The 5,498-nt window shown below is 45.0% G+C and carries 8 protein-coding genes; 2 read left to right on the top strand and 6 right to left on the bottom strand.

Annotation, left to right across the window (positions count from 1 at the left end; all coding sequences use genetic code 11):
* Positions 1-206: 206 nt before the first annotated feature.
* The 6 genes from tatB to ubiE are packed head-to-tail and all read right to left on the bottom strand — an operon-like array spanning position 207 to position 4,408.
* A complete protein-coding gene (gene tatB / locus A3761_RS13585) occupies positions 207-596 on the bottom strand; it encodes a Sec-independent protein translocase protein TatB (RefSeq protein WP_068512008.1) in 390 nt (129 codons plus the stop codon).
* A 29-nt stretch (positions 597-625) separates the two neighbouring features.
* Positions 626-850: a twin-arginine translocase TatA/TatE family subunit gene (tatA, locus tag A3761_RS13580; protein WP_068512005.1), complete on the bottom strand. Its 225-nt coding sequence runs from the start codon at positions 848-850 to the stop codon at positions 626-628.
* 9 nt (positions 851-859) lie between these two features.
* Positions 860-1,192 (bottom strand): phosphoribosyl-ATP diphosphatase, encoded by a 333-nt coding sequence (locus tag A3761_RS13575; RefSeq protein ID WP_068512015.1) that lies wholly within the window; start codon positions 1,190-1,192, stop codon positions 860-862.
* Between the two features lie 17 nt (positions 1,193-1,209).
* Positions 1,210-2,880 (bottom strand): ubiquinone biosynthesis regulatory protein kinase UbiB, encoded by a 1,671-nt coding sequence (gene ubiB, locus A3761_RS13570; RefSeq protein ID WP_068739573.1) that lies wholly within the window; start codon positions 2,878-2,880, stop codon positions 1,210-1,212.
* Positions 2,881-2,907: 27 nt separating this feature from the next.
* Complete coding sequence (locus A3761_RS13565; protein ID WP_068516727.1) at positions 2,908-3,609, bottom strand: SCP2 domain-containing protein; 702 nt, start codon at positions 3,607-3,609, stop codon at positions 2,908-2,910.
* A 10-nt stretch (positions 3,610-3,619) separates the two neighbouring features.
* Positions 3,620-4,408 carry a bifunctional demethylmenaquinone methyltransferase/2-methoxy-6-polyprenyl-1,4-benzoquinol methylase UbiE gene (gene ubiE, locus A3761_RS13560; RefSeq protein ID WP_068516050.1) on the bottom strand — a complete coding sequence of 263 codons (789 nt, stop codon included), beginning with the start codon at positions 4,406-4,408 and terminating at the stop codon, positions 3,620-3,622.
* Between the two features lie 268 nt (positions 4,409-4,676).
* Here ubiE and A3761_RS13555 point away from each other — a divergent pair, with 268 nt between their 5' ends.
* Together A3761_RS13555 and A3761_RS13550 are read left to right on the top strand one after the other, a co-directional pair.
* Positions 4,677-4,952 (top strand): polyhydroxyalkanoic acid system family protein, encoded by a 276-nt coding sequence (locus A3761_RS13555; protein ID WP_068516730.1) that lies wholly within the window; start codon positions 4,677-4,679, stop codon positions 4,950-4,952.
* A gap of 49 nt (positions 4,953-5,001) precedes the next feature.
* The coding region (locus A3761_RS13550) for an AMP-binding protein (RefSeq protein WP_156491839.1) at positions 5,002-5,498 on the top strand (497 nt) is incomplete at its 3' end.

Here is a 5,498-nt window from a genome sequence, read left to right as displayed (position 1 = left end):
GACAATCAGGTAGATATCGTTGGCAAAATAGTAAAGGCCTGCGAAGATCAATATAACGCAAAGCACAGAACGCAGGAGGCGTGTGCGCAATTCTATCAGATGGCTGATTAGAGGCTGGCCTTGGTCGACTACAGTGTCGTTTTCAGTTGCGTTGTCAGAAGTCTTACTCATGTCTTTACTATGCTTAGCTTATTACGGAGGCCATGTTATGACTGCTTAGGCTTGTCGTTTTGCGTATTGCTTTGAAGGTCTTTTGACGAATCAGGCTCTTTTGGTGCCTGAAACAGCTTGTCATACTCATCTCTTGGTAAGGGCTCGAACTCTTCAGCTTCTTTGAGGGCGTCTTTAACGGTATTCTGGATCATTTCGACATCTTCATTAATGTCCAAACTCTCGCCCTGCTTTTTAAGCTCGCTTTTTAGGTCTTCGAGTTCTATCTGGCGATTTATTTCCTGAGTGAACTGGCTGGTCATGCGGCGTGCTTTGCCAAACCAGCGACCCAGAGTTCTAGCGGCAACGGGCAGGCGCTCGGGTCCTAAAACCAATAGGCCGATGATAGCGATTAAGACGAGCTCTAAAAAACCAACGTCAAACATAGTATTCGATAGCTAGTGCCTGATCAGGGTTACTTTTGTTGCTCTTTATCATTGCTTTCGACTTTTTCAGCTTTGCCTTCGATGATGTCGCTGTCTTTCTTTTCTACAGCGGCTTTCTCATCATCTTTTATGGCTTTTTTAAAGCCTTTTACGGCGCCACCCAAGTCTCCGCCCATATTGCGTAGTTTCTTGGTGCCGAAAATAAGTGCTACGATCAATAATATAATCAGTAGCTGCATTGGACTGATACCCATAACCTTCTCCTATTTCTGTTTACGAGATGCTTTTTCTTCAAGGCCTGATAAGTCAAAACGACGCTCAAGTTCTTGAAGGATGTCCTTAGCTTCGAGGTCCAGGTGTGAAAGCATTACCAGGCTGTGAAACCATAAATCAGCGGTTTCATAGACTAAGGCTTTCTTACCTTCGTCATCCTGAGCATCTTTGGCTGCAAGAATTGCTTCGGTGCACTCTTCACCGACCTTTTCCAATATTTTATTTAAGCCTTTGGCGTGTAGGCTGGCAACATAAGAGCTGCTGGCATCGGCTTGTCGACGCTCGGCCAAAACTTCTGTTAACTGTTCTAAAACCGTAGACATGGTAACTAAACTGCCTGTTATTTCGTGATTCGTTTGGTGCGGAATATAAAGTACGCACCGACTATTGCTGGCCCGATTTCAGACCAGGTTAAATTTGTTAACCACTGCTGTGTGTCTGGTTTACTTAGGGCAATGGCTAGCACCAACAAGGTACCACCTATCATATAGTCTTTTGTTTGTTTGCGCTGTAGATTTATGTCATTTTTTAGCTGGATAGTTTGCTGTTCGCGCTTTTGTGTAAAGCTATCTAAGTGCTTAATTTGATTCATGGCATCAAATATCAACTTGGGCACTTCTGGTGACTGTTCAAGCCACTCAGGCAAGTGCTGTTTAACGTTTTTCCAAACACCAGGTGGTGCGATGCGCTGTTTCATCCATTTTTCTAGATAAGGTTGTGCCGTGTTCCAAAGATCCAGGTCTGGATAGAGCTGCCGCCCTAAGCCCTCGATGTTTAGTAGGGTTTTTTGCAACAGTACAAGCTGGGGTTGAACTTCCATATTGAAGCGACGCGCTGTTTGGAACAAGCGCAGCAGAAACTGTCCAAAGGATATGTCTTTTAGCGGGCGTTCGAAAATAGGCTCGCAAACCGTACGGATGGCTGATTCAAACTCGTCTGCACGTGTGTCCTCAGGAACCCAGCCTGATGAAATATGTAACTCGGCAACCATTTTGTAGTCACGCTTGAAGAAGGCGAGCAGATTGCGTGCGAGGTAGTTTTGATCCTCAGGCGTTAGTGTGCCAACGATACCAAAGTCGATGGCAATGTATTGCGGGTTGTGAGGATTCTTTGACGAGACGAATATGTTTCCAGGGTGCATGTCAGCATGAAAGAAGCTATCGCGAAATACTTGAGTAAAGAAGATCTCTACGCCGCGTTCGGCAAGTGCTTTCAGGTTGACCCCGGCGGTTCTCAGCGCGTCAACGTCAGCAACAGGAATACCATACACCCGTTCCATGACCAGAACGTGCTGGTTAGTGTAGTCCCAATGAATTTCCGGGATGTAGATCAGTTCAGAATCTAGAAAGTTTCTACGGATCTGGGAGGCATTTGCTGCTTCCCTTTGCAGGTCGAGCTCATCGTAAATTGTTTTTTCATAATCTCTTACGACCTGTACCGGGTGAAGTCGCTTACCATCCACCCAATAGTTTTCCAGAACCAGAGCAAAGAACAGCATGACGGCAATATCTTGGTCGATGGTTCGCTCAATGCCAGGACGAATGACTTTGACGACTACCTCTTTACCTGAATGTAGCGTGGCGCTATGTACTTGTGCAATGGAAGCGGTAGCTAGTGGTTCATCGTCAAACTCTTGGAATACTTCTCCAACCTTCTTCCCCAAGCCTTTTTCAATTAAAGCCTTGGATATAGCTCCTGAAAACGGCGTGACCTGATCCTGTAGGTTTTTGAGGTGATCCGCAATATCATCAGGTAGCAAGTCGCGTCGGGTAGAGAGTATCTGTCCAAACTTAATGAAGATAGGGCCCAGAGTTTCCAAAGCTAAGCGGGTTCGCTCACCGCGAGACATCTTCGGTTTTGGAAAAAAGTGCCAAGGTGCAAGAATTAGAAGTAGTCTGGCGCTTAAGGGGAGCTGAGCAAGCGGAATAAACTCGTCTAGGCGGTAGCGACTAATGACCCACAGAATCACGAATATTCTGCGGAGTTTGGTAAGTAGTAATAACTTCGACACGGAGTTTATTGATCTCTTATTTATGCGTTAATTGGTCGTTTGCTCTTGGCTAACAGTGCTATCTTGATTTGACTTATCACCAAGTCGAGCCTTAATTTTCTTCTCTAAAGCTTCGCTTGCCTGATAGAGCTTGTCGATCGCTGCAAATTGCTTTTTAGCAGCAGCCTTATTTGGAAACAGGCGTAATTCATACTTAATAAACTCTTCCGCATCTCTGATCAAAGATTGAGTCAGGTTTTTGCCAAAACTCAAACTTTGGCGAATAGAGGTGCCGATAATATGTGCGGGAATATCGCCGATAACAGAAGCGAGAATGCCTTCCCAGTCAACACTGACGATGCTAAGGAATGCCTGAATTTGTTGAATTCTGACAGATTCGCCACTTAGTTGAATTTCGTTGGTTTTGAAGAGTAAGCTTTTGTCCTTAGAGCTAGCAAGTTTAATAAAGGACAGTAAGGAACCTTTGATCTGAACGCTGGAATGGTCCTGAGCGGGGAGTATGGCAACTCGATAAACCACTTGGGTGTTATCGTCTGACTCGTTACTTTGGGCTTCGTTTTGCTCTTCAACGCCCACATAGATAACTTTGCTAGGGGAACTGACACTAATGGCTAGCACACAGTCTCTAAGGCGTTTTAAATGTTTCTGAGCCGCAGGGTCCATTGAAAGAGCTGTATTGATTGCACTTTCAATAGTAACTGCAATTTTAGTTAGCCGCTTAGTGTCCATAAGGCTCATCTTAAGGTTTTATACCCGTATGTAGAGCAACAATGCCGCCGCTCATGTTGTGATAACGACAATTGGCAAAGCCTGCGTTTTCCATCATACCTTTTAAGGTTTCCTGGTCAGGGTGCATGCGAATAGACTCTGCCAAGTATTGATAGCTTTCACTATCATTGGTGATCAAACGCCCCATTAAAGGCAGAGCCTTGAAAGAGTACTGGTCGTAAACTTTACTGAGCAGGTCATTCTTTGGCTTGGAAAACTCAAGAACCAATAGTCTGCCGCCTGGTTTTAATACGCGTGCCATTGAGGCTAGTGCCTTGTCTTTATCTGTCACATTTCTAAGGCCAAAGGCGATGCTGACACAATTAAAATAGTTGTCTGGAAAAGGGAGTGTTTCGGCGTTGGCTTGAACAAAATCGATGTTGCTGCCGTAGCCTCTGTCTAGTAAACGGTCACGCCCGACATTCAGCATGGATGAATTAATATCGGCGAGAATAACTTGCCCTTGTTCACCAACGCGTTTGGAGAATTGCATGGTCAGGTCTCCCGTTCCACCTGCAATATCCAAGACCTTATGTCCCGGACGGACACCACTGGATTCGATCGTTAACTTCTTCCATACGCGGTGAATGCCTAAAGACATCAAATCATTCATGATGTCGTATTTGCTGGCAACCGAATGAAAAACATCAGCGACTTTTCCTGCTTTCTCTTCAGCTTTGACATTTTTAAAGCCAAAGTGGGTAGTGTCATCTTGTGATTGCTGGGCCTGTGAATCTTGTGTGTGAGACTCTTGGGTCATGGGCTATACTCATCTATATGTAACGCGGATCTAAAAATTGTGCTCATTCTAACTCTGCTGTGTCAGGAAAACTATCATGACTTGTAGGTAAATGAATGAACTTTGCTAGGCAGTTGTTTTGCATCAAGAGCAATCGAGGTAAACTGTCGGGTTTCGCCCGAATAGAAAGCGCTTCGTTAGCTTAAAGATTTAGGGCGTCTAATTGAGCCGCGTTTTGGAAGAAGTTCAAAGTTAGGGCTAGAGCAGTAAACAGATTAGAGAAAAATATATGTCAGTGATACAGGTTGTTCGAGAGCATCATTTGGCTCACGATGAAATTAAGAAGATTTCCGAAGATATGGTCGTCAGTTTGGCTGAGGAATTTGGTGTTAAATATCATTGGGAAGGTGATACAGTGCGCTTCAAAGGTGCTGGAGCTAAGGGGCGAATGACAGTGCTACCACAACAGGTTGACCTGAAAATGGAGCTGGGTTTCTTACTTATGCCTCTTAAATCCAAAATTGAGAAATCAATTATTCGCCGATTAGATGAGTGTCTTTCCTAAGTAAATTTCCGATGATGTAAAGCGCCGAACTAATAAAAAGAGCTAATTTATGGCCCCGATATCCAAGTGTAACGCAGATACTGAAGCAGTGGCGAATACCATCTCATTTCCTCGTTTTGTTTCTAAGCTACCGGCTTTTATCAAAGGTACGCCCAAGAGAGTCAAGGGAATGTATATCGCGAGCCGAAAACCAGGTGATTACCCTGCCGGGATGGGGGTTTGTCTTGAGCAGTCGGCCTCAAGAAATCCGCAAGGGCTTGCGTTAATTTTCGAAGAGCGGGAATTTACTTACCAGATCTTCAATCAGTGGGTTAACCGACTTGCGCGATCACTTCTGAACTCTGGTTACGGCAAAGGTGATGTCATTGCTGTTTTTATGGAGAATCGCCCAGAGCTATTGGCCTGTGTTGCTGCGATTGCCAAAATAGGGGCCGTGAGTGCGCTCATCAATACCAGTCAGCGCGCCGCGGTGTTACGCCACAGTTTTGAGCTCGTCGATGCTAAAGCAATTATTGTCGGGCGAGAGCTATTTTCAGCGATTTCTGA

Source organism: Oleiphilus sp. HI0123 (assembly GCF_001635315.1).
This window is presented reverse-complemented; position numbering and strand designations above follow the sequence as displayed.